Origin of the sequence: Nocardioides sp. CF8 (assembly GCF_000389985.1) — a bacterium.
Lineage (GTDB): Bacteria > Actinomycetota > Actinomycetes > Propionibacteriales > Nocardioidaceae > Nocardioides > Nocardioides allogilvus.
Genome location: NZ_CM001852.1, coordinates 3,340,955 through 3,360,637, shown reverse-complemented (window position 1 = coordinate 3,360,637; position 19,683 = coordinate 3,340,955). Strand labels below are relative to the sequence as shown.

Annotated in this window: 21 protein-coding genes and 4 tRNA genes; 12 read left to right on the top strand and 13 right to left on the bottom strand. The window is 69.5% G+C overall.

The genetic code is table 11. The annotated features are described in order from the left end of the window. Positions 1 to 88: 88 nt before the first annotated feature. The 5 genes from CF8_RS16420 to CF8_RS16400 form a co-directional block, all read right to left on the bottom strand. Complete coding sequence (locus tag CF8_RS16420; protein WP_010834222.1) at positions 89 to 1,405, bottom strand: hypothetical protein; 1,317 nt, start codon at positions 1,403 to 1,405, stop codon at positions 89 to 91. A 76-nt stretch (positions 1,406 to 1,481) separates the two neighbouring features. Next, positions 1,482 to 1,555, bottom strand: a tRNA-Phe gene (locus CF8_RS16415). A 69-nt stretch (positions 1,556 to 1,624) separates the two neighbouring features. After that, positions 1,625 to 2,956: a sensor histidine kinase gene (locus CF8_RS21135; protein ID WP_010834221.1), complete on the bottom strand. Its 1,332-nt coding sequence runs from the start codon at positions 2,954 to 2,956 to the stop codon at positions 1,625 to 1,627. Between the two features lie 4 nt (positions 2,957 to 2,960). Beyond that, positions 2,961 to 3,935: a cytochrome P450 gene (locus CF8_RS16405; protein ID WP_010834220.1), complete on the bottom strand. Its 975-nt coding sequence runs from the start codon at positions 3,933 to 3,935 to the stop codon at positions 2,961 to 2,963. Positions 3,936 to 4,305: 370 nt separating this feature from the next. Continuing rightward, entirely contained in the window at positions 4,306 to 4,698 is a 393-nt protein-coding gene (locus CF8_RS16400; protein ID WP_010834219.1) for a response regulator, read from the bottom strand. 126 nt (positions 4,699 to 4,824) lie between these two features. Here CF8_RS16400 and CF8_RS16395 point away from each other — a divergent pair. The 3 genes from CF8_RS16395 (at position 4,825) to CF8_RS16385 (ending at position 5,493) form a co-directional block, all read left to right on the top strand. Next, positions 4,825 to 4,897: transfer RNA gene (locus CF8_RS16395), tRNA-Glu, on the top strand. Between the two features lie 103 nt (positions 4,898 to 5,000). Further along, positions 5,001 to 5,077: transfer RNA gene (locus CF8_RS16390), tRNA-Asp, on the top strand. A gap of 62 nt (positions 5,078 to 5,139) precedes the next feature. Beyond that, a complete protein-coding gene (locus CF8_RS16385; RefSeq protein WP_010834218.1) occupies positions 5,140 to 5,493 on the top strand; it encodes a metallopeptidase family protein in 354 nt (117 codons plus the stop codon). Positions 5,494 to 5,503: 10 nt separating this feature from the next. On the opposite strand, the gene CF8_RS16380 is transcribed toward CF8_RS16385, so the two are convergent. Genes CF8_RS16380 through CF8_RS22615 form a run of 3 tightly spaced genes read right to left on the bottom strand, consistent with a single transcriptional unit; the run spans position 5,504 to position 7,160 of the window. Next, on the bottom strand, positions 5,504 to 5,836 hold the full coding sequence (locus CF8_RS16380; RefSeq protein WP_036493414.1) for a fluoride efflux transporter FluC: 333 nt from the start codon (positions 5,834 to 5,836) through the stop codon (positions 5,504 to 5,506). Further along, the gene (locus CF8_RS16375; protein WP_010834216.1) at positions 5,833 to 6,255 is read right to left on the bottom strand and encodes a fluoride efflux transporter FluC; all 423 of its coding nucleotides are present in this window, start codon (positions 6,253 to 6,255) and stop codon (positions 5,833 to 5,835) included. Before CF8_RS16375 ends, CF8_RS16380 begins: the two co-directional genes overlap by 4 nt. After that, on the bottom strand, positions 6,252 to 7,160 hold the full coding sequence (locus CF8_RS22615) for an ATP-binding protein (protein WP_198016868.1): 909 nt from the start codon (positions 7,158 to 7,160) through the stop codon (positions 6,252 to 6,254). The genes CF8_RS16375 and CF8_RS22615 overlap by 4 nt, the downstream gene beginning before the upstream one ends. A gap of 267 nt (positions 7,161 to 7,427) precedes the next feature. Between CF8_RS22615 and CF8_RS16365 the strand changes: the two genes are divergently transcribed. Further along, a complete protein-coding gene (locus CF8_RS16365) occupies positions 7,428 to 8,891 on the top strand; it encodes an NAD(P)/FAD-dependent oxidoreductase (protein WP_036491282.1) in 1,464 nt (487 codons plus the stop codon). Positions 8,892 to 8,894: 3 nt separating this feature from the next. On the opposite strand, the gene CF8_RS16360 is transcribed toward CF8_RS16365, so the two are convergent. Beyond that, the gene (locus tag CF8_RS16360; RefSeq protein ID WP_010834213.1) at positions 8,895 to 9,542 is read right to left on the bottom strand and encodes a PaaI family thioesterase; all 648 of its coding nucleotides are present in this window, start codon (positions 9,540 to 9,542) and stop codon (positions 8,895 to 8,897) included. Positions 9,543 to 9,601: 59 nt separating this feature from the next. On the opposite strand from CF8_RS16360, the gene CF8_RS16355 reads away from it, so the two are divergent. From CF8_RS16355 to CF8_RS16345, 3 genes are all read left to right on the top strand, one after another. Then, a tRNA-Lys gene (locus CF8_RS16355) sits at positions 9,602 to 9,674 on the top strand. A 318-nt stretch (positions 9,675 to 9,992) separates the two neighbouring features. Further along, positions 9,993 to 10,196: a transcription antiterminator/RNA stability regulator CspE gene (cspE, locus tag CF8_RS16350; protein ID WP_036491281.1), complete on the top strand. Its 204-nt coding sequence runs from the start codon at positions 9,993 to 9,995 to the stop codon at positions 10,194 to 10,196. Between the two features lie 192 nt (positions 10,197 to 10,388). Then, a complete protein-coding gene (locus tag CF8_RS16345; RefSeq protein WP_036491280.1) occupies positions 10,389 to 10,580 on the top strand; it encodes a hypothetical protein in 192 nt (63 codons plus the stop codon). A gap of 4 nt (positions 10,581 to 10,584) precedes the next feature. On the opposite strand, the gene CF8_RS16340 is transcribed toward CF8_RS16345, so the two are convergent. Next, positions 10,585 to 11,658 carry a hypothetical protein gene (locus CF8_RS16340; RefSeq protein WP_156887256.1) on the bottom strand — a complete coding sequence of 358 codons (1,074 nt, stop codon included), beginning with the start codon at positions 11,656 to 11,658 and terminating at the stop codon, positions 10,585 to 10,587. Between the two features lie 44 nt (positions 11,659 to 11,702). On the opposite strand from CF8_RS16340, the gene CF8_RS16335 reads away from it, so the two are divergent. The 5 genes from CF8_RS16335 (at position 11,703) to pstB (ending at position 16,508) form a co-directional block, all read left to right on the top strand. After that, positions 11,703 to 12,560: an NUDIX hydrolase gene (locus tag CF8_RS16335; protein ID WP_036491279.1), complete on the top strand. Its 858-nt coding sequence runs from the start codon at positions 11,703 to 11,705 to the stop codon at positions 12,558 to 12,560. Between the two features lie 202 nt (positions 12,561 to 12,762). Next, positions 12,763 to 13,728 carry a PstS family phosphate ABC transporter substrate-binding protein gene (locus CF8_RS16330; protein ID WP_010834210.1) on the top strand — a complete coding sequence of 322 codons (966 nt, stop codon included), beginning with the start codon at positions 12,763 to 12,765 and terminating at the stop codon, positions 13,726 to 13,728. Between the two features lie 22 nt (positions 13,729 to 13,750). Beyond that, positions 13,751 to 14,689: a phosphate ABC transporter permease subunit PstC gene (pstC, locus tag CF8_RS16325; RefSeq protein ID WP_010834209.1), complete on the top strand. Its 939-nt coding sequence runs from the start codon at positions 13,751 to 13,753 to the stop codon at positions 14,687 to 14,689. Continuing rightward, positions 14,689 to 15,597, top strand: a complete 909-nt coding sequence (gene pstA / locus CF8_RS16320; RefSeq protein WP_010834208.1) for a phosphate ABC transporter permease PstA — start codon at positions 14,689 to 14,691, stop codon at positions 15,595 to 15,597. The genes pstC and pstA overlap by 1 nt, the downstream gene beginning before the upstream one ends. A 140-nt stretch (positions 15,598 to 15,737) precedes the next feature. Beyond that, complete coding sequence (gene pstB, locus CF8_RS16315) at positions 15,738 to 16,508, top strand: phosphate ABC transporter ATP-binding protein PstB (RefSeq protein ID WP_010834207.1); 771 nt, start codon at positions 15,738 to 15,740, stop codon at positions 16,506 to 16,508. Positions 16,509 to 16,722: 214 nt separating this feature from the next. On the opposite strand, the gene CF8_RS16310 is transcribed toward pstB, so the two are convergent. From CF8_RS16310 to CF8_RS16300, 3 genes are all read right to left on the bottom strand, one after another. After that, a complete protein-coding gene (locus CF8_RS16310) occupies positions 16,723 to 17,811 on the bottom strand; it encodes a hypothetical protein (RefSeq protein WP_051204245.1) in 1,089 nt (362 codons plus the stop codon). Between the two features lie 167 nt (positions 17,812 to 17,978). Continuing rightward, positions 17,979 to 18,974, bottom strand: coding sequence for an inorganic phosphate transporter (locus CF8_RS16305; RefSeq protein ID WP_010834205.1), 996 nt, complete (start codon positions 18,972 to 18,974; stop codon positions 17,979 to 17,981). Positions 18,975 to 18,980: 6 nt separating this feature from the next. After that, positions 18,981 to 19,598, bottom strand: a complete 618-nt coding sequence (locus CF8_RS16300; protein ID WP_036491277.1) for a DUF47 domain-containing protein — start codon at positions 19,596 to 19,598, stop codon at positions 18,981 to 18,983. Positions 19,599 to 19,683 lie beyond the last annotated feature (85 nt).

Here is a 19,683-nt window from a genome sequence, read left to right as displayed (position 1 = left end):
TGCTGTCCTTTTGGTGTGGGTGAGTGCGGTCGCGGGGTGTGCGACCTGGTCGGCGATCACATGGGTGGTGTCCGCCGTCACACCAAGGTTAATCCGGTCGGACCTCCCGTTGCACGACGAGGTCTCCGTGCGTGCCGTAGCCGACGAGCGGTCCCGTCGCCGGGACGCCGTTGAAGGTGATCATCAGCCAGCCGCGGTCGGTGTGCGCCAGCGTCGGCCACGGCAGGTTCGTGGGGTACGGCGCCGCCAGCTCGCCCACCTCGGTCATCGACAGGTCGAACACCGGGTAGCGGGCCCGCTGGCCGCGCCGCCCGTCACGCCCGTCGCTGGCCAGCACCCGCCACTCGTCCCCGACGCGCAGGATCGTGGTGCCCTCGGTGGCGCGACGGTCGGCGGCTGCCCCGCGCAGCGTCAACCGGTCGAGCGCTGGTCCGCTCGCGAGCGCCGGGTGGAACCTGAAGAACTTCCGCGCGCTCGCGAAGCCGACCAACCACTCCTCGCCGGTGTGCACGAGGTGCGGATCCCAGACGCCGACGGAGGTGAAGCCGTCGGTGGGCAGCGCCAGCTCCTCGGTGTCCAGCACGTGTGCTCCGCTGAGCACGTCGGCCGTGGTCCGCGCGAGGGTCGCACGCACCGACCTCGTCGGGTCGTCCTGGCGGAAGTCCCCCCACGTGCTGGTCGCGACCAGCCAGGTGTCGCCGTCGCGGACGACGTGGGTGGCGTGGTCGCCGTACACCCCGGGCTTGTCGGGACGCCGGAAGAACAGGTCGCTGCGGTGCCGGAGGTCCAACGAGTCGGGATCGAGGCTCCAGACCGAGGTGTGCGCGGTGTCGAAGAAGCCGGGCCCCGCGGACGTCGCGCTCAGCAGCAGGCGGTCGGCGTCGCGCACCGGCGTTCCGTCGCGCTCGGTCACGAGTCGGAGGTCGCGCAGGCCGAGCTGCCCGAAGGGGCCGGCCTGGACCCGCGCGCCGTGGCCCTCGACCCGGAGGTGCGCGAGCACGTCGGGATCGCGTAGGTCGACCCGGTCGGTGAGGTCGATCCGGGCGCGGGCCACCCACTGGCCGGCCTCCTCGGTCAGCGCCGTCAGGTGCGTACCGGTCAGCGTGAGGGCCAGCCGTGTCGCGGGCGACGAGACCGTGCCGTGCCGGCGGCTGCGCAGCTGGCGGGTGTCGTGGCCCCGGGTGAGCGCCAGCACGACGCGGCCCCCGACGAGGTCGATGCCGAGCCGCATGCCACCGAGGTGGAAGGCCGCCGCGGCACGGTGGTCGGGCTCGACGACGATCGCGACGCTGGGAGAGGGCTGCGGGAGCAGGACGATCTCGCCCGGCGCGATGTCCACCTCGGCTCCCGGGACGATCAGCGACACCGGCCGCAACCGGCGCACGATCTCGAAGCGGGGGAGCACCCGCAGAGTCTGCCAGCAGCGGCGCAACGCAACGAAGCGCCCGATCGGGACGCGATCGGGCGCTTCGTCCTGCGTGTGGCCAGGGGCGGGGTCGAACCGCCGACCTACCGATTTTCAGTCGGTCGCTCGTACCAACTGAGCTACCTGGCCAAGCGGGTGGAATGTTACATGAGCGCCATGCCCCCTGCGGAATCGGTCGGGCAGCGGACGCGGCGGGCGCTAGGGGTGCTGCCTGCCCGGATCCACCGGCAGCTCGACCCAGAAGGCGGAGCCGCTGCCGATCCTCGATTCGGCACCGATCGTCCCGCCGTCGCGCTCCGCGATCGAGCGGGAGAGCGACAGGCCCAGGCCGGTGCCCTTGACGGCGGGCCTGGCGAAGCGGACGAACGGCTCGAAGGCCTGCGCGAGCTGCTCCGACGTCATCCCGGGACCGGTGTCGCGCACGATCACCCGCAGCCGGGCCTCGCCGGACTCCCCGCGCAGGCTCTCGGTGGAGACCACGACCTCCCCCTGTGGGCCGTTGTGCACCACGGCGTTGCCCACGAGGTTGGCCAGCACCTGCCGCAGGCCCGAGGGGTGCGCCCACACCGTCTGCCCGTCCGTCACGGTGCTCGTGAGGTGGACGCCGGCGGTGCGCGCGGCAGTGCGGTGCCAGTGCAGGACGTCGGCGACCGCGGACCGGACGTCCACCGTGGTCCGGAGGTCGGCATCGCCCACCGCACGTCCGGCGGTCAGCAGGTCCTCGAGGACCGCCATCAGCTGGTCGCACGCCCGCAGGATCACGCCTCCGTCGCGGGTGACAGCAGCGGCGAAGGGCACGTCGTCGAGATCCTCGGCCTCTTCCACCAACATCTCGGTGTAGCCGATGATGGCCGTCAGCGGGGTGCGCAGCTCGTGGCCGATCGAGGCGAGGAAGTGCTGCTGGCCCTCCCTGCTCTGGGCGCCGACCGCGACCGCCTCGGCGAGGGAGTGGCGTGCCTGCTCGAGCGCTATCCGCGAGGTGAGTGCGGCGTTGAGCAACCGGAAGTCCGCCACCAGCTCCGAGGGCCACAGACCGGCGCCCGTGCTGCCCACGGCCAGGCTGCCGAACATCACGCCGTCCTGGATCTGGGTGCCGACCACCATGCTGCTGATGCCGAAGCCGGCGATCTCCCGGCGGTCCTCGTCGGCCTCGGGCGGCAGGCCGTCGACGTCGGCGATGGTGAGCACGCCCCGACGAGCTCGCTGCGACACCCAGGGCATCGACAGTGCGGCCTCGGGACCGGCGCCGGGCGGCGGCAGGATGGAGCACGTCGCGGTCGGGCTCAACCACTCGTTCACCCACGCACGCTCGCCCAGGTGGGTCCACCCCGTCTCGTCATCGGGGGCGAAGGTCGTCAGCGCGATGGTGACGACGTCGACCCTCGGCTCGGTGAGCAGGTGGTGGGCGACCAGCGTGAAGACCAGGTCGAGCGAGGTGCCGGTGTCGACGATCATCGTCACCAGCCGAGCCGCCGAGGGCGAGACCGCTGCACCCATCGGCACGTCCTGCAGTGCGGGGGAGCCGGTCATGTCCTCATTGTGTCGGAGCCGCGCACGTGATGTGGGCGGGACTGGGCAGGATGCCCCTGCTCTGGTCGATGGTGACGGGCGCTGCCAGGGCCAGCCCCTGTTCCTGCGCCCAAGCGGCCAGGTCGCGGAGCAGGCCCAGGCCGAGGGTGCGGCCCGGGCAGGCGTGGGGTCCGGCGCCGAAGGGCAGCCACGCCCCGGGCCTGATGTCGTCGCGGCGCCAGCGCTCGGGACAGAAGGTCGCGAGGTCGGCAGGTTCCTCGGGAGCCAGGTGCGGAAGTCGCCCGAGGAGCAGGGGACTGACCAGCACCAGCTCACCGGCCGACAACACCTCGCCGCCCAGCTCGACACGGGCCGTCGTGACCCGCGCGGTGATCCAGGTCGGCGGGGCCAGGCGCAGGGCCTCCCAGACGGCGTGGTCGGGGTCGCAGGCCTCGTCGGGCCGGGCAGCCAGGTGCACCAGCAGCCAGGCGCCGGCGGCGATGGGCACCTGGATGCCGGCCGCCAGCATGGTCGCGACCACCGGCGGTGTGTCGTGGGCACCCCGAGCGGCGAGTACGGCGGACAGCCTCTCGTTCAGGGCCAGGCGTGCCCGCTGCTCCACGCGCCGCCGACGGCTCCAGCGGCCCGGGGCGCGGCGACCCGAGATCACCGGAGCCAGGGCATCGATCCAGCCCAGGACGAGGTCCGCGACCTCGTCGCGGACAGCGGCATCCAGGTCCTCGAGCACGGCCGCGCACGTCGCGCGTGCCACCGGGCGACGCAACAGCTCCATCGCCTCGAAGCCGGCTCGCGCCTCGTGGGTCGGCAGCGCCGTCAGGGCCGCACCCCACTCGCGGACGAAGACGGCCCGGCCCCGCTCGACCTGCGCCGGGGTCAGGGTTTGGTGGACGTGGTGACCGCTCCTGGTGTCGGCGCTGCTCGCCGACAGGTCCGTGCCGCGCGAGACGTTGGTCGCGAAGTCGAACACTGCGGTGTCCATGAGCACCCGCTTGGCCTGCTCGGGCGACGTGGCCAGCCAGGGCCCACCCGGGCCGAGTCGTGTCGTCCCCCGCGCCCTCGGGGCGCCGAGAACCGCACCGAGGCGGCCACCGGCCGCCTCGGCGCTCTGGATCCGTGCGACCGGGCAGGGGCGCCGCTCGCCGTGGGAAGAGGTCAGGGGCGGTCGCCCGCTGCCCGCCAGGCGTAGATGGCGTTCATCTGGTTGGCGATGCGCTTGGCCGTCCGGCGCTGCATGAACTTGCTCATGATGGTCGTCCCTCTCCTGGAGTTACGCCGGGCTCGGGGCCGAGGCCGACGCGTGGTCCGGACCCCCCGGAAAGGCCCTACGCGAACTTTACGGCTCTTTGCGGCTAGCTGCGAGTCTCTCCCGCGGCCTCGGCGATGAGGTCTCGCAGCTGCTGGGTGCGCAGCGGCTTCTGCAACATGGTCGTGACGCCGAGCTCCTGCAGGACGGCCCGGCGTTCACCGGCCCAGGCAGTGATGACGACCACGCGCAGGCCGGTGGCGTGCTCGGTGTGCTCGTTGAGCCAGCGGACGACGTCCTCGCCGCCCATCCGCGGCATGGACAGGTCGAGGAGCAGGAAGTCGTAGGACTGCCGCTGGAGCGCCTCGAGTGCCTCGACGCCGTCGACAGCCTCGTCGGCGAGGTGGCCCAGCCGGACGACCATGCGCGCCATCAGGTCCCGCAGGTCGTCGGTGTCGTCCACGACGAGGAACCGCAACGGCTTCACCTGGGTGCTCACCGAACGAGGCTATCCGCGAGAGAGACGCCATCGCGACCGAGTTGTCCAGCGACCCTCTGTTTTGGGTGGCTCCCCGCCCTGGCCCTATGCTGTACGACGCCTCACGGACCACGTCCTGCCAGGCAGGCCCCCATCGTCTAGCGGCCTAGGACGTCGCCCTTTCACGGCGGTAGCACGGGTTCGAATCCCGTTGGGGGTGCGGCTCATCGCAGTGAATCGCCTCGATTGTGAGGCGCGGCAGAGGATGGGTTAGAGTTCCACCGCTTCACCTCGTGTGCGGCAGCACCACAAATCTTCACCATGGCCCTGTAGCGCAGTTGGTTAGCGCGCCGCCCTGTCACGGCGGAGGTCGCGAGTTCGAGTCTCGTCAGGGTCGCCAACGAAACGCCCCGGATCACTGATCCGGGGCGTTCGTCATTTCCCACTCCCTAGGCTGGCGCCATGCCCCTGCAGATGTCCCACGCCGAGTTCGACCGGCTCGTCGACGAAGCGCTCGACGCCCTGCCCGTCGAGATCGCCACGCGGGTCGACAACGTCGTCGTCCTCGTCGAGGAGCAGGCGCCGCCGGAGGACCCCGACATCCTGGGCATCTACGACGGGGTCGCACTGACGGAGCGCGGCGCCAACCACGCCGGGGACCTGCCCGACCGGATCCTGCTGTTCCGCGCCAACCTCCTCGAGATGTGCGCGACCCCGGAGGAGCTCGCCGACGAGGTGCGCATCACCGTCGTGCACGAGATCGCCCACCACTTCGGCATCGACGACGCGCGACTCGACGAGCTCGGCTACGCCTGATCGGAACGGGTCACAGGGCGCCGACGAGCGCGAAGCCGACAGCGCACGCCGCGATCGAGGAGACGGCCGTCGCGGCGGCGTACGCACCACCGAGGCGGGGGCCGCGGTCGACGGCCTGGACGGCGAAGGCGGAGTAGGACGTCAGGGCACCGCAGAAGCCCGTCACGGCCAGCGCCCACCCGTGGTCGCTCATGGCGAGCGCGGCGAACACCCCCGCCAGCCCGGACCCGATGATGTTGACCAGCAGCGTGCCGAGGGGCCAGCGGTCGTCGAGGGCCTGTGACCACAGGTAGCGCAACGGTGCTCCGATCGCCGCTCCGAGCGCGACGAGCAGGGCCGTCACCATGCGTCACCGAGTGCCCGGCGCACGACGAACCGGCCGAAGGAGGCGGCCGCCAGGCAGGCGAGCAGCGTGCCGGCGACGTACGCCCCTGCCCACGCGAGCTGGCCGTCGGCGGCGAGCCCACGTGTCTCGAAGGCCCACGACGACACGGTCGTGAACCCTCCGAGCACACCGGGACCCAGGAACAGCATCCAGCCCGGCGATCGGTGTACGGCGCTGACGGCCGGTGCAGCCGCGAGCACGAAGCAGCCCGCGACGTTGATGGCCAAGGTCACCCACGGGAACGTCGCGGCCGGGTTGGCGACCTCGCCCAGGCCCCACCGGAGCAGGGCGCCGACGGCGCCGCCCACCGCCACGACGACCAGCGGCAGGACGCCCTCGATCGCGCCCGAGCGGGCGGGCGCGGCGGGTGTGGTCACGAGACCCGCTGGTCGCCGGATGTCCGGGTCTGGTCGGGGCGGAAGCTGATCGGCGGCTCCCCGTCGATCTGGCGGATGTACTCGGTGAGGTGCCAGACGTGGAACGCGCGCTGCTCGGGCGTGCGCTGGATCGAGAGCAGTCGCTCGGCCTTGCAGAAGGCGTCGGCGAGGTCGAACATCTCGAGCATGGTCCGGAGGATCGGCGCGGCCTCCGGCTCGATCGTGACGTCGAGGTCGATCCGTGCCTTGCCCGCCCGACGGGCGCGCTTGACGGCGAAGTGCACTTCGCGCGGGATCTGGCGCTCGTAGCTGGCGAACATCGCCGACAGGTTGGCTGCCAGCGGGTAGGCGTCCTGGTGGGCGACGGCCAGCAGCCGCAGCTCACGGCGCAGGTCGGCGTACTGGCGACCGAGCGCCGTCGCCAGGGCCACGTCCACCCCGAGGAGGCGTACGGCGACGGCCTGGTCGCTGTGCGACTCCACATCGGGCTCGGCGTGGCTGTCGAAGACGGGGTCGGCCGCTGCGGTGTCGCCGACGCCCGCCGCGGGCTCGAACCAGACGACCTTGCCGTCGTCCTCCATCGAGGCACCCCACGCGACGGCGGACATGGCGACCATCGAGAGGCCGCGACCGAAGGTCGCGAGGAAGTCGTCGGAGTCGATGGTCGTGGCGGCGGGGACGGGCGCCACGGGCGAGCCGTCGAGGACCTCGATCCGTGGGTGGGTGGCGGTGCCACGCACCCGCACCGAGATCGGAGCCGCGCCGTGCAGGATCGCGTTGGCCACGAGCTCAGCGGTGCCCACCTCGGCGCACTCCACCAGGTCGTCGCGGCCCAGCTCGCGACAAATGTGCGCGACCCAGCGCCTCGCGTCGGCGGCCGCACGCGGGGTTTGCGACAGTGACAACGGTTCGTGGCTCAGTGGCAAGGTGTTCTTTCGGGGTGGACTGATCGTGGATAGTCCAGCGCCGCTCGGATACCCAGGTGTGGGACCAATCAAACGTGTCGCACACATTTTTCTTTTTCGTGTTCACACTGTGATCAACCAGACCCGTACCCGAGTTCGCGCGTGGCACCCCGAGGCGCGAGACTGAGGGGGACGATCCCCGGTCAGCCGCGACGGAGGCTCGTGGAATGGAACACTTCGTGTTGGAGCGGTTTCGAGAGGATTGACATGTCGAGCGTGCAGGCACCCCCTCGCCACAAGGTGGTCGTGATCGGTTCCGGCTTCGGTGGCCTCTTCGGCACCAAGGCGCTGCGCCGTGCGCCCGTCGAGGTGACGATGCTCGCGAAGACGACCCACCACCTCTTTCAGCCGCTGCTCTACCAGGTCGCCACCGGCATCCTCAGCGAGGGCGAGATCGCGCCCCCCACCCGCGAGGTGCTCAGCGGCCAGGACAACGCGCAGGTGCTGCTCGGCGAGGTCACCGACATCGACCTCGAGTCCCGCACGGTCACCAGCCACGTCCTCGGTCGCGAGACCGTCACGCCCTACGACTCGCTGATCGTCGCGGCCGGCGCCACCCAGTCCTACTTCGGCAACGACCAGTTCTCCGAGCACGCCCCGGGCATGAAGAGCATCGACGACGCCCTCGAGCTGCGTGGCCGGATCTTCGGCGCCTTCGAGATGGCCGAGCTCGGTGCCAACCGCGGTGACAACGTCGACCACCTGCTGACCTTCGTGGTCGTCGGCGCCGGTCCCACCGGCGTCGAGATGGCCGGCCAGATCGCCGAGCTGGCCCACCGCACCCTCAAGCGCGACTTCCGCTCGATCAACACCCGTTCGGCTCGCGTGATCCTGCTCGACGCCGCCCCGCAGGTGCTGCCGCCCTTCGGCCAGAAGCTCGGCGCGAAGGCCAAGAAGGAGCTCGAGCAGCTCGGCGTCGAGGTCATCCTCGGTGCGATGGTGACCGACGTCGACGAGCGCGGCATCGAGATGAAGTTCAAGGACGGTCGCGTCGAGCGCATCAACACCGTCACGAAGATCTGGGCCGCCGGCGTCCAGGCGAGCTCGCTGGGCAAGACCCTCGCCGAGCAGACGGGCGCCCCTCTCGACCGTGCGGGCCGGATCGGCGTCAACCCCGACCTCACGCTGCCGGGCCACCCCGAGGTCTTCGTCGTCGGCGACATGATCGCCCTCGACAACCTGCCGGGCGTCGCGCAGGTGGCGATCCAGGGCGCGAAGTATGCCGCCAAGGAGATCCGCAACCGGCTCGAGGACAAGGCCCCGCAGGAGCCGTTCAAGTACTTCGACAAGGGCTCGATGGCCATCATCAGTCGCTTCAACGCGGTGGCGATGGTCGGCAAGCTCCGCCTCACCGGCCTGATCGCGTGGCTGATGTGGCTCGCCGTGCACCTCGTCTACATCACCGGCTTCAAGAACCGCGTCACCGCAGTCCTGCACTGGGCCATCTCGTTCCTCGGCCGCGGTCGCTCCGAGCGCACCACCACCGAGCAGCAGATCTTCGCCCGGGCGGCGCTGGCACGCCTGCGCCGAGGTGCCAGCGATCTCGTCTCCGCTCCCGGGGCCTACGACGCTGCTCGCGAGGCCGCTCGTCGCCAGGAGCTCGAGGCACTGGCCGAGCAGGAAGCGCGCCTCACCGACAGCGGCGCGCGCGGTGTGCCGTCCGAGCGCTGAGCGCTACTCGAACTTCGTCGGAGCGGCCTGTTCGCTGCGCGCCCACCGCGGCAGGATGAACACGCCCTCCGCCTCGACGCAGACGCCCTCGGCGTCGGCGATGTGCCCCACGGCGTAGGTCTTGATGCCGTCGACGCGGTCGACGCGCGCCTCGCCGCGCAGGGCGCCCAGCGGGGTGGCCCGGCGGTAGCGCACCGTGAGCGTGCCGGTCATCCCGGGCTTGCCGGCGGCCGCGGCAGCCTCGCCGAGGAGCTGGTCGAGGATCAGGGCGGAGACGCCGCCGTGCACGAGGCTCGGCGGTCCTTCGTACGCCGCCGACAGCTCGAACTCCGCCGAGACCCGGTCGTCGTGGTGCACGATCGCGAGCGGCGGTGCGACCGGGTTGCGGATCCCGACCACGGCGTTGCCCCAGGCCCGGGTGATGCCGGCGCGCGAGTGGCGCACGCCGTACGACTCGTCGTCGACGTCCTTGCCCAGCAGCGCGATGGCGGCGTCGAGGTGTTCCCTGGCCAGCGCCGCGTCGGCGGGTGGGACCCGGGTGCGGATGCTGAGGTCGGCCAGCAGTCGGGTCGCCTCCGCCAGTGGGGCGTAGGTCGCCCGCTCGGCCTCGATCTCGTCCGGCGTCGCGTCGTCGACCAGGTAGCCACTCATGGGCGCAGCCTACGGACACCTGGTCCGTGCGCGCGGACGGCTCGATAGGGTGCGCTCGAGGGCCCTTAGCTCAGTTGGTAGAGCGTCGGACTTTTAATCCGCTGGTCGTCGGTTCGAGCCCGACAGGGCCTACTTCTCCGTCGTGCGTCTCCCGCTCCGTGGCACGCAGGGGCCGTTCCACGTCACGTTCGCGTGGTCCGGGCGCTGCCGAGTGTTCACCCGTTGCGACGGAATTGGTGCCGCGGGAAGGTTTCCATCCGGGACCGAGTTGATAGTGTGTGTCATGCAACAGGTGCAAGTTCCAGCAGGTAGACGCCAGCGGAGTTTGTGATCCAACGGCGTTTCTTCTTCGGGCCCTGCCAGTCCGCGAGTCGGAGCGACGTGTCACCGCACTTGATGCGGGATCGTCGAAGTGACGATCTTTCGCCCGATAACAGGAGTAACAGAGCAATGGCTCAAGGCACCGTGAAGTGGTTCAACGCCGAGAAGGGTTTCGGCTTCATTGCGCAGGAGGACGGCGGCGACGACGTCTTCGTGCACTACAGCGCCATCCAGTCCAACGGCTACAAGTCGCTGGATGAGAACCAGAAGGTCGAGTTCGACGTCACCCAGGGTCCCAAGGGTCCCCAGGCGGAGAACGTTCGCGCGGTCTGATCTGACCCTGCGAAGCTGGACAGCACCTGTCCCGGACTTCAAAGTACGGCGAGGCCCCACCCATCTGGGTGGGGCCTCGCTGCCGTTCGGGTCATCTTCGGCCTGGTCAGACGATTTGTGGGTTCTAATTGGTTTGGAAGCCGTGGCATTGGGCATGGTGACTCTTCAACGTCTGTCGATCGGAGGTGCGCTGTGCACGATCAGTTCGACGTGACCCTCGAGGACGACGACCTGCTCGGCGAGGTGGAGCTCACCACGACGCTGATCATCGCCGCCAGCGAGTCCGATGACCACCTCACCCAGGAGGAGATCGATCGTCTCCTCGGTGTGACCCCGGTGCCGCCCTCGTCCGAGGTCCCGCTGCCGCGTCCGCGCGAGAAGTGACCGCTCAGCAGGTCGCGAACAGCACGGGCCCGCTGGTCAGGTCCGACAGCACGTACTGACCCTCGACGGGGTCGAGCACGAGCTGCACCACCCGGTCGTCGGCGGTCGCCGACGTCAACTCGAAGCGGTCGGTGAACTCGCCGCCCTGCCCCGGTGCCGGACCGCTCGCCAGGTCTGCTCGCGACTCGGCATCCTGCTGGGCGGAGTCCTGGGACTCGAAGGACATGCTGACCGAGATGTCGCCACTGGCCCGGGTGGCCATCGCGAAGCCCGTCATCGGGTGCACGCCACCCGCGAGCCGCACGAGCTCCTCCGCCTGGGCCTGGTCGGTGTCGTCCGCCGCCGCCATCGCGAGGTTCTCGCACGCGTAGGCCCCGGTGAAGATCGCGGCCACCAGCGGCGACCCGGCCGCCTCGACCACGTCGTCGACCGAGGTCAGGTGCGCGGACTCGCCGGTCGCGGCCTCGACCGCGGCCTCGAGGTATCCCGCTGTGTCCGACGTGATGACGACGCCCTCGTCGGGCAGCAGGGCGATGAACTGCAGCTCGGGGGTCAACCCCGGACCGATTCGCGGGAGCAGGTCGGCGCCGCCCGCCCACACTCCGTCCTCGTCGTCGGGTCGCTCGAAACCGAGTGACTCCAAGGTGTCGCCCAGCGCTTCGAAGTCGGTGTCGTCGGGGAAGCCGAGGATGTCGACGGCGCCGTCAGGCCCCTGCGCGAGCAGCTCCCAGTCGAGGGTGGCGGGGGAGAAGCGGAACTCCCGGTTCAAGGTCGCGGCCGACTCGACGAGGGCCGACGACGTCGACAGGTCGCGGCCGAAGGCCTCGTCGAGGAACGCCGTCACCTCGTCCGTGCTCGGCCGGGCGTCGAGGTCGGCGCCGACACTGCGGCGTACGGCCTGCCAATCGGTCCAGGAGAGCCGCTCGGTCGAGGCGGGGGCGAGGGACGCCGCACGCGCGAGCTCCGGGCGGTTCTCGTCGCGCCACCAGCGCACTCCGAGCACCACGACGGCGACCAGGAGCAGGGCCAGACCGACCGCGAGCGCGAACACGACACCCCGGGGGAGACGACGAAGCAAGGGGGACTCCTCATGAGGCGGTTGGTGGTGTGAGACTAACGCCCATGCCAGCCCCGGACGTGCGTGCTGCCGGAGCGGTCGTCACCCGCAAGGGCGGTGATGTCCTGCTCGTGCACCGCCCCCGCTACGACGACTGGTCCTTCCCCAAGGGCAAGCTCGATCCCGACGAACATGTCACCACCGCCGCCGTGCGCGAGGTGGCCGAGGAGACCGGGCTCGACATCCGGCTCGGCCCCGCGCTCGACACCCAGCGCTACGACACCGGCCGCGGGCGGATGAAGTCGGTGAACTACTGGGTCGGTCGGGTGCAGGGCGACGACGACGTGAGCGGCTATCGCGTCAACGACGAGATCGACGCCGTTGAGTGGGTGCCGTGGGCCGAGGCGGCCGAGCGGTTGACCTACGACTACGACCGGGAGACCCTCGCGCAGGCGAGGCCGTTGCGACGCAGGACCCGGGCCATCGTCGTGCTCCGGCACGGTCACGCCCGTTCCCGCACCGCCTTCAAGGGCGACGACCGGCGCCGCCCGCTGCTGCTCTCGGGTGAGAGCGAGGCCCAGCGGCTCGTGCCGGTGCTCGCGGCGTTCGACGCGACCGAGATCCACTCGTCGTCCAGCGTGCGCTGCGTGGCCACGGTGACGCCGTACGTCCACACCACCGGCTGGCCGTTGCGCTCCTACGACGAGCTCAGCGAGGAGGGGTTGTCGGTGCCAGTCGTCGCCTCGCTGGTGGCCAACCTGCTCGAGGTCGACGCCGGCGCGGTCGTGTGCACCCACCGTCCCGTGCTGCCGGCGGTGTTCGAGGCCCTGGGCATGGACGAGGAGAAGCTGGAGCCGGCCGAGATGCTCGTCGTGCACCACCGCAAGGGCGCTGTGGTCGCGGCTGACAGGGTGCGGGTGTGACCAACCGCCGTCACGCCTTCGTGCTGCGCCGAGTCAAGGCTGGCCGGCCCTGTTCATGTGACGTACGTCTCCACCTCCGACGCACGTGGCCGAGCGGCCCGGCGTCGTTCACCCGCCGTTCATCGAGGCCGACGTCGACGGTCACTTCGGCTGCTTACGTTCACGCTCGTCAGCTTCACCCACAGACATCAGGAGTTCCGCAGTGAACCGCACTTCCTTCCGCCGCGCGCTCGTTCCCGGCGTTGCTGCCCTCGTCCTCTCGCTCGCCGCCTGCGGTGGCGGCGACGCCGGCTCCGCGTCCGGCTCCGGCGCTGAGGGTGCCAGCGGCTCCGTGGCCGTCGACGGTTCGTCCACCGTCGAGCCGATGAGCAAGGCCGCCTCCGAGCTCCTCTCGGAGGAGAACCCCGATGTGCGCGTGACCGTTGCCGCGTCCGGCACCGGCGGTGGCTTCGAGAAGTTCTGCGCCGGCGAGACCGACATCTCCGACGCCTCCCGTCCGATCAAGGACGACGAGGAGGTGCCGGTCTGCGAGGAGAACGGTGTCGAGTACACCGAGCTCCAGGTCGCGACCGACGCCCTCACGGTCGTCGTGCACCCCGACCTGGCGGTCGACTGCCTCACCACTGAGCAGCTTGTCGAGCTGTGGGCGCCCGACTCGAAGATCACGAACTGGAAGCAGCTCGACCCGAGCTTCCCCGACCAGGAGATCGCGCTCTTCGGTCCCGGCACCGACTCGGGGACCTACGACTACATGGCTGCTGACGTGATCGGCGACGAGTCCGAGACCACGCGCTCCGACTACGAGGCCTCCGAGGACGACAACGTCCTGGTCCAGGGCGTCTCCGGCACCGAGGGTGCGACCGGTTACTTCGGCTTCACGTACTACGAGGAGAACGCCGACTCGCTCAAGGCGCTCGCGATCGACGACGGCAACGGCTGTGTCGAGCCGTCGGTCGAGACCGCCCAGGCTGGCGAGTACACCCCGCTGGCACGCCCGCTGTTCATCTACGTGAGCAACGCCTCGTACACCGACAACGCTGCCGTCGCGTCGTACGTCGACTTCTACGTCGAGAACCTCGAGACCATCGCCACGGCCGCCAAGTACATCCCGCTCAGCGAGGAGCTGTACGGCGAGACGCAGTCGGCCCTCGAGGGCTTGTCCTCCTGATCGCCGGGAGTACCTTCCTCGCATGAGCAGCAACATCAGCACCGGTGCAGGCTCGCCCTTCGGGGCGGGCCTGCCCGGCGCCCCCAACCTGAGGGGACGTAGACGTCCCGGCGAGACCGTCATCAAGGCGGTCCTCTTCGTCTCGGCGATGCTCTCGGTCGTGATCACGTTCGGGATCATCGCCGCCCTCATCCAGCCGGTCCTCGACTTCTTCGCAGAGGTGGCCTTCTCGGAGTTCTTCTCGTTCGACGAGGGCTCGCGCTTCGCGGTGCTGCCGCTCATCTCGGCGACGCTGATGACCACCGTGATCGCGCTGCTCGTCGCCGTACCCCTCGGGCTCGGCGCTGCGATGTATCTCTCGGAGTACGCCTCGGCACGGGCACGCAAGTACCTCAAGCCGACCGTGGAGCTCCTCGCCGGGGTGCCGTCGGTCGTCTACGGCTTCTTCGCCGTCATGTTCGTGACTCCGACGCTGCTGCAGGATCTGTTCGGCCTCAAGGTCAGCTTCCTCAATGCCCTGTCGGCGGGGCTCGTGCTCGGCGTGATGATCATCCCGACGATCGCCTCGCTGGCCGAGGACGCGCTCAGCGCGGTGCCCCAGGCGTTGCGCCAGGCTTCGCTGGCCATGGGTGCCAACCGGATGCAGACGACGCTGCGCGTCGTGCTGCCGGCGGCGCTGTCCGGTGTCGCGGCCGCGATCGTCCTGGGCCTGTCCCGTGCCATCGGCGAGACCATGATCGTCACGATCGCCGCGGGGTCGCAGAAGAACCTGTCCCTCGACCCGCGCGAGGGGATGCAGACCATGACCGGCTTCATGGCGAGCACTGCCGGTGGTGAGAACCCGGTCGGCTCGACGTCCTACAACACGCTGTTCGCCGTAGGGCTGACGTTGTTCGTCATCACCCTGGTCATCAACATCATCAGCATCGCGCTGGTTCGTCGCTACAGGCAGGCCTACTGATGAGCGTCGCAAGCACCACGGCGCGGGACACCACCGTGCAGATCGCAACCGGCAAGAGCCGCGACCGCAATCTCGGTTCGATGGTGTTCCTGGGCGCCCTCTGGTTCTCCCTCTTCTTCGGGGTGATGGTGCTGGTCGTGCTGATCCTCGACACCGCCATCGCCGGCGCACACCGCTTCGACGCCGACCTGCTGACGAGCTACGACTCCACGCTGTTCCCGGAGCGCACGGGCTTCCGTGCGGGCATCCTGGGCAGCTTGTGGCTGATGCTGTTCACCGCCGTGATGGCGGTTCCGCTGGGCATCGCTGCCGCGGTCTACCTCGAGGAGTTCGCCGACGGTCGACGTTGGTACAACCGGCTCATCGAGGTCAACCTGCAGAACCTCGCGGCCGTCCCGGCCATCGTCTACGGCCTGCTGGCCGTCGCCGTCATGGCGACCATGGGGATCCAGCGCAAGGGGATCGTGCTCGGCGGAGCGATCGCGTTGGCCCTGCTGATCCTCCCAGTCATTATCATCACCACGCGCGAGGCTGTTCGTGCGGTCCCGCGCGACATCCGTGATGGGTCGCTCGCGCTCGGGGCCACCACCTGGCAGACCACCTGGCGCCAGACGCTCCCCTCCGCCGTACCGGGCATCGCGACCGGCACCATCCTGGGCCTGTCGCGGGCGATCGGGGAGGCCGCGCCGCTGGTGATGCTCGGTCTTGCGAGCTCGCTGCGCTTCGATCCCGAGGGCCTGATGAGCCCGATCACGGCGTTGCCGATCCAGATCTACGGCCTGAGCTCCAGCTCGCAGGATGCCTACAAGGACGCCGCGTCGGCCGCCATCATCGTCCTGCTCGTGATGATTCTCGGACTCAATGCACTTGCCATCTACATCCGCAACAAGTTCCAGCGATCCTGGTGAGGAAGAGAACCTCCATGGCCAACCCCCCTGCCACCGCGACAACCGGTGCCGCGCCCGTGAACAATGCCCACATGGGATCCCTTGCTGACGTCCACGCGGCCGGCGACCGACAGTTGCCGGTCGTCCCTCAGTCACCGGTGATGGAGGCGCGCGACCTCAACGTCTTCTACGGCGACTTCCACGCGGTGCACGACGTCAACCTGTCCTACGGGCGCAACGAGATCACCGCGATGATCGGCCCCTCGGGGTGCGGCAAGTCGACGGTGCTCCGGTGCCTGAACCGCATGAACGACCTCGTCGCCGGTGCCCGCGTCGAGGGCAAGGTGCTCTACCACGACACCGACATCTACGCGAAGGGCGTCGACCCGATCGCCGTACGCACCCACATCGGCATGGTCTTCCAGAAGCCCAACCCGTTCCCGAAGTCGATCTACGACAACATCGCCTACGGCCCCCGGGTGACCGGCATGAAGGTCGACAACATGGACGAGCTGGTCGAGAAGTCACTGCGCGACGCAGCCCTGTGGGACGAGGTGAAGGACAAGCTCAAGCAGTCCGCCTTCGGTCTCTCCGGCGGCCAGCAGCAGCGCCTGTGCATCGCCCGCACGATCGCCACCCGTCCCGACGTGATCTTGATGGACGAGCCGTGCGCGTCGCTCGACCCGATCGCCACCGCCCGCGTCGAGGACCTGATGGTCGAGCTGCGCGAGGACTACACGATCGTCGTCGTCACGCACAACATGCAGCAGGCGGCCCGCGTCTCCGACCGGACGGCGTTCTTCACCGCGCGTCCCGACGAGACCACCGGCAACCGCACCGGGCTGCTGGTGGAGTTCGACCTGACGTCCAAGATCTTCTCCAACCCCGGCGACCAGCGCACCGAGGACTACATCTCCGGTCGCTTCGGCTGAGTCGCCCCGGCGTCGTCGGCGTGGATGGCCCGTGACAAGCGGACCCCGGTTCGGGGGTTCCGTGGGTCCGTTTGTCTCGGTCCATCCCGCCCGCTGCTCTTGGTCGCGGCCTCCGGCTCCGGCTCCCCTAGTTAAGTGAGAGTTTGCATCGATCCGTCGAGATCACGACAAACCCGCACTTAACAACCCAAGTCCCCGCGCGCCGCCAGCACCGTCAGGCGGCTGGACGTCGATAGGCGAGCAGCCGATCTCGCTGCGTCCCCTCGAGCGCCCGCCGCTGCTCGACGGTGACTGTCGGCACCCACCAGGCCGGAGGTTCGAGCAGCCACCGGCGCTCCTCGAAGGGTCGACGACTGGCTCTGGCATAGGCCGCATGGAGGCGACCGATGAAGGACCTCGTGTCCGAACAGTCGTCGGCGACCATGGTGACGCCTTCCAGTCCGAGGTCTCGATAGACGGCGTCCTGTCGGATGTCGGTGCTGCGCTGGGCGCCGACCAGGTGCACCTTCGCCCCCTCGTACTGCCCGAAGACTCCGGCCTCGATGTCGATCACGTCCGGTGTTCCCACATGCCGCCCGGTCAGGTCGAACACGGGCCGGTTGGCGAGGGGCATCGGTCTGTGGCCCTCGAGGCACCAGACGCATCGCATGAGCGGCTCCTGCGGTGACCAGCTGTTCTCCGACACCAGCTCCAGCGCCTCGCGAAGCTGGGGCACGCCGGTCTTGGTGCCCAGTACGGCTTCAGTGCAGCGGCGCAGTTCCTCGATGGTCACGAGATCGTCGTACGCCGCCATGTCGAACGCCTTCACTGCCTCGACGACCGAGGTGGCGTAGCGCATGGCGAACGCCACCGCCCAGATGCTGAGGGCTACGCGGATGCTGCTCTGCCGCTCGATCGCCCACGGAGGCACGCTCTCCTGGGTGGCCGTGGCCAGCTCGCCCTGTCGTCTGGGTCCCTTGCCGATCCCGATGTTGATGTTCACGGGCAAGGAAGATCCGTTCGGCGCCGTACCCTCGAACCAACGTGCCCCGCGCCAGGCCAACGCACCCCACCCGGTCACCACGCCGTCCGGCCAGAGGGCTGCCGCCTCGACGACGCGCTGCCGAGCGGTCACAGGGGTGTCGGGGGGAACGTGGAGCCCCCAGCCGGTCTTGCGCCACTGTCCGGCCCTCGCCTGCCATGGCGTCGGACCCTCGTGGTCGCCGACGCGCAGCGGCCAGACCAACCCCGCCTCGATCCCCTCACGGGGGCCGATGCCTCGGGCAGGCGGAGCGCCGGCCGCGAGCGGCATGAATTCCGACATGACCTCATCGTGTCGGCGTCGGCGTACTCCCGCATCTCGTCATCCACAGGGGCCGGGAGCCGCTCCGTAGTTAAGTGAGAGTTGGTAGGAATCTCGCCGATCGACGACAAGCTCTCACTTAACTACCAGGCGGGAGCGAGAGAGGCGGCTGCCCCGGAAGAGGGGGATCAGGGGAGAAAGAGGGCAGCGATCCAGTACGTCACGGCAGCGGCGAGGGCGGCGGCCGGGAAGGTGAGCACCCACGCGGTCAGGATCGACTTCGCGACGCCCCAGCGGACGGCGGAGAGGCGCTTGGTGGCACCGACACCCATGACGGCCGACGTGATGGTGTGGGTCGTGGAGATGGGCGCCTCGAAGACGTACGCCGTCGTGTAGAGCACGGAGGCAGCGACCGACTCGGCGGCGAAGCCGCGGGGCGGGTCGAGGTGGATGATCCGCCGGCCGAGGGTGCGCATGATGCGCCAGCCGCCGGACCAGGTGCCGAGCGAGATGGCCGTGGCCGCCGCGATGATCACCCAGAGGGGGAGGCCGTCCGACTCGGCGACGTAGCCACCGGTCAGCAGGGCCAGGAAGATGACCCCCATCGTCTTCTGGGCGTCCTGGAGGCCGTGACCGAGTGCCATGGCGCCGGCGGAGATGGTCTGGGCGATCTTGAAGCCTCGGTTGGCCCGGGCCGGGTGGGCGTTGCGGAAGGCCCACATGATGGCGAGCATCACCGCGAAGCCGAGGCCGAAGGCCACGAGGGGCGAGAGCAGCATCGGGATGACGACCTTCTCCAGCACGAGGCCCCAGTTGGCGCTCGCGCCCGCGGCCACTGCGGCACCCACGAGGCCGCCGATGAGGGCGTGCGAGGAGGACGACGGCAGGCCGTAGTACCAGGTCGTGAGGTTCCACGCGATGGCGCCGACGAGCCCGGCCATCACGATCACCAGGCCGTGGGTGCCCGTCCCGGGATCGATGGTGTCGGAGACGGTGGTGGCGACCTTCTGGCCGAGGAAGGCGCCGACGAAGTTCATCACCGCGGCCATGGCGAGCGCGACCTTGGGGGTCAGTGCGCCGGTGGAGACCGAGGTGGCGATCGCGTTGGCCGCGTCATGGAACCCGTTGGTGTAGTCGAACACCAGGGCCACGACGACGACCGCGATGATGATCGCGATTTCCATCTGCGGTCAGGACTCCTTGACGGCGATCTGCTCCAGGATGTTCGCGACCTTCTCGAAGGCGTCGATGGCGCCCTCGAGAGACTCCACGATGTCCTTGAGCTTGATGACTTCCATGGCTTCGTAGTCGCCGTTGAAGAGGTTGGCCAGGATGCGGCGGTAGCTGCGGTCGCCGGCGTTCTCGAGGCGGTTGATCTCGATCCAGTACTCGTCGAGCGCGCTCATGGTCGCGAGGCTGGGCATCGCGGCGACGGTGAGCTCGGCACAGCGCTGGAGCACCTCGACCTGCTCGGAGGTCTCGGTGGGCAGCGTGGTCACGCCATAGAGCAGCACGAGGTCGACGGCCTCGTCCATCTCGTCCATCACGTCGTCGAGGGCCGAGGCGAGGGCATAGATGTCCTCGCGGTCGAACGGCGTCACGAAGGTGCTGTTGACGCGCTTGACGATGGCGTGGGTCGTCTCGTCAGCGGCGTGCTCGGCTTCGCGCATGCGCTGTGCGATGCCTTCGCGGTCACCGCCTTCGCCGAGCATCTCGGCAAGAAGTTCGGCGCCCACCACGAGGTGCGCGGCGGACTCACTGAACAGGTCGTAGAAGGACGCGTCAACGGGGCGGAACTTCAAACGCACGGAGAACTCCGAATGAGGGGGGCGTGAACGATCCACATGCTAGGGGGTCGACGACCTCCAGCCGCAACCCAGCGAGCAGGTGTGG